General features: G+C 63.5%; 2 protein-coding genes. Both read left to right on the top strand.

What is annotated here, in order from left to right:
* Window positions 1-138 precede the first annotated feature (138 nt).
* Window positions 139-1,512: an IS21/IS408/IS1162 family transposase gene (locus ACODSO_RS29065; RefSeq protein WP_489040062.1), complete on the top strand. Its 1,374-nt coding sequence runs from the start codon at window positions 139-141 to the stop codon at window positions 1,510-1,512.
* Window positions 1,509-2,363 carry an IS21-like element helper ATPase IstB gene (istB, locus tag ACODSO_RS29060; protein ID WP_489040061.1) on the top strand — a complete coding sequence of 285 codons (855 nt, stop codon included), beginning with the start codon at window positions 1,509-1,511 and terminating at the stop codon, window positions 2,361-2,363. Before ACODSO_RS29065 ends, istB begins: the two co-directional genes overlap by 4 nt.
* The last annotated feature ends 62 nt before the right edge of the window (window positions 2,364-2,425 follow it).

Below are 2,425 nucleotides of genomic sequence, written 5' to 3'. Positions count from 1 at the left end.
TGACGGCGCTCAGTGAAAGTGCCCAGATCTGATCTCTGAAAGTGCTCATCCGTGTGGCTCCGCCAATGAGGGCGGGCCTCCTCCGATGCTGGTGGTCTCTGACCACACACCAGCGTCCCGAAGGAGACCCGTGATCTCATGCTTACATGGGAAGAGGACATGGAGATATCCGCACTGCACAAACGAGGAATGTCGATCTCGGACATCGCCCGACACACCGGCCGCAACCGCCGAACCGTCCGCAACTACCTGAACGGCATCACCACCCCGGGGGTTCGACGAAAATCGACCTCCGATCCATTCGAGGACTTCGTCGACTACATCCGCTACCGATTGACCGAAGACCCGCATCTGTGGGCGATCACCTTGTTCGACGAACTGTTGACCTTGGGGTTCATGCTGTCGTACCCGACGATGACCCGGAAGATCCGGCAGCAGAAGCTCCGCCCGATCTGCCTGGCCTGTAGGACCGCAACCGACCGGGCCAATGCCATCATCGAACACCCGCCGGGCGAGGAAACCCAATGGGACTACGTCGATCTGCCGAACCCTCCCACCGAATGGGGTTGGGGCAAAACAGCACACCTGTGGGTCGGCTCCCTCGCTCATTCGGGTAAGTGGCGGGCGGTGCTGACTCCGTCGATGGATCAACCACATCTCGTCGACAACCTCGATCGCGTTGTCCGCGCTCTCGGCGGCATCACCCGGGTGTGGCGCTTCGACCGCATGGCCACCGTCTGCCACCCCGACTCCGGCGCGGTGACCGCGAGCTTCGCCGGCGCCGCGAAGCACTACGGGGTCTCCGTCGCGATCTGCCCACCCCGACGAGGGAACCGCAAAGGCGTAGTCGAGAAGGCCAATCACACTGCAGCGCAGCGGTGGTGGCGCTCGCTTCCGGACATGAGCGTCGAGCAAGCCCAAGCACATCTCGACAACTTCTGCGCCGCCGTCTCCGACAACCGGACCCGCCACACTCCCGACGGCACCAGCACCGTCGCCGAACTCGCCGCGACCGAACCTCTGCAGACGCCGCCGGCAACGGCGTATCCGGTGATCCTCGGCGACACCCGGACCGCGTCTCGGCAAGCATTGGTGTCCTACCGCGGCAATCAGTACTCCGTTCCGCCGGAGTTGGCGTCCGCGCAGGTGACCGTGACCAGGCTGGTCGGTGGCGGTCATCTCGACATCGTCACCGTCTCCGGCATCACCGTCGCTCGGCACACGGTCGCCGCCGACGGTCTGGGCATGATCGTCCGCGACAGCGGCCACGTCGTCGCTCTCGAACAGGCCGCGATGGCGACCGCGAACACCGGTAAGCCGCACCGCCGCAAGGAACGGATACCGCCAGGGCCTGATGCGGTACAGGCGGCAGAGTCATTGCGCAACAAACATGTTCGACACTCAGAGACTGCGAACGTGAGCTCTGAATCAGCCTCTGCGTCAGCATCATCGGATGTCATCGACCTCTCGGCCTACGAGCGGGCCGCGCGAGGAAGGAACACCCTCGCATGAGCGAAACACCGAAATCCCGTGCCACTGCCGATCGACTTCCTGAACCGAACACCGCCGAAGCAGCAAGTCTCTACCAACGCCTCCGTGGGCATCTCGGGGTCCTCAAACTCGCCGACGCCGCCGAAGCATTACCGGCGGTCCTCGACCAAGCGGCCACCGAGGAACTGTCGATGACAGCGGCATTGGAGCGACTGCTTTCGATCGAGGTCGCCGCCACCGAAGCGCGGCGGTTGACCGGTCGGTTGCGGTTCGCGTGCTTGCCGACGCCGGCATCGCTCGAGGACTTCGACTACGACAACGCCGCCGGGGTCGACAAGAAACTCATCAACGAGCTCGCGACCTGCAGATACTTGGAGACCGCGACGAATGTGCTGCTCATCGGGCCACCCGGGGTCGGGAAGACGCATCTGTCGGTCGGGCTGGCGCGGGCCGCGGCGCACGCGGGATATCGAACGTATTTCACCACTGCAGCGGATCTTGCTGCTCGGTGTCATCGCGCTGCGATCGAAGGCAGGTGGGCGACGACGATGCGGTTCTACGCCGGCCCGACCCTGTTGGTCATCGATGAACTCGGGTACTTACCGTTGCCGGGTGAGGCGGCGTCAGCGTTGTTTCAGGTTGTCTCGCAACGGTATATGAAGACATCGATCGTGATCACCAGTAATCGCGGCGTCGGCTCGTGGGGAACGGTCCTCGGTGACGACACCGTCGCAGCAGCGATGCTCGACCGACTTCTGCATCGATCGGTAGTGCTCGACATGTCGGGTGATTCCTACCGCCTCCGCGACCACAACGCACGATCGGAGAAACTCCGCAAAGCAGTCACCGGAACCCGTCAACCGCTACAGTGATCACCGCTACCGGGTGAGCACTTTCGCTGAGCGAAGCTGAGCACTTCCGATGAGCGCCGTCA

Source organism: Rhodococcus sp. FG69, from assembly GCF_057808915.1.
This window is presented reverse-complemented; position numbering and strand designations above follow the sequence as displayed.

Excerpts from the sequence above, each read along its gene's own strand:
- ACODSO_RS29065 (WP_489040062.1), top strand. The coding sequence starts at position 139 with ATGCTTACATGGGAAGAGGACATGGAGATATCCGCACTGCACAAACGA.
- istB (WP_489040061.1), top strand. The coding sequence starts at position 1,509 with ATGAGCGAAACACCGAAATCCCGTGCCACTGCCGATCGACTTCCTGAA.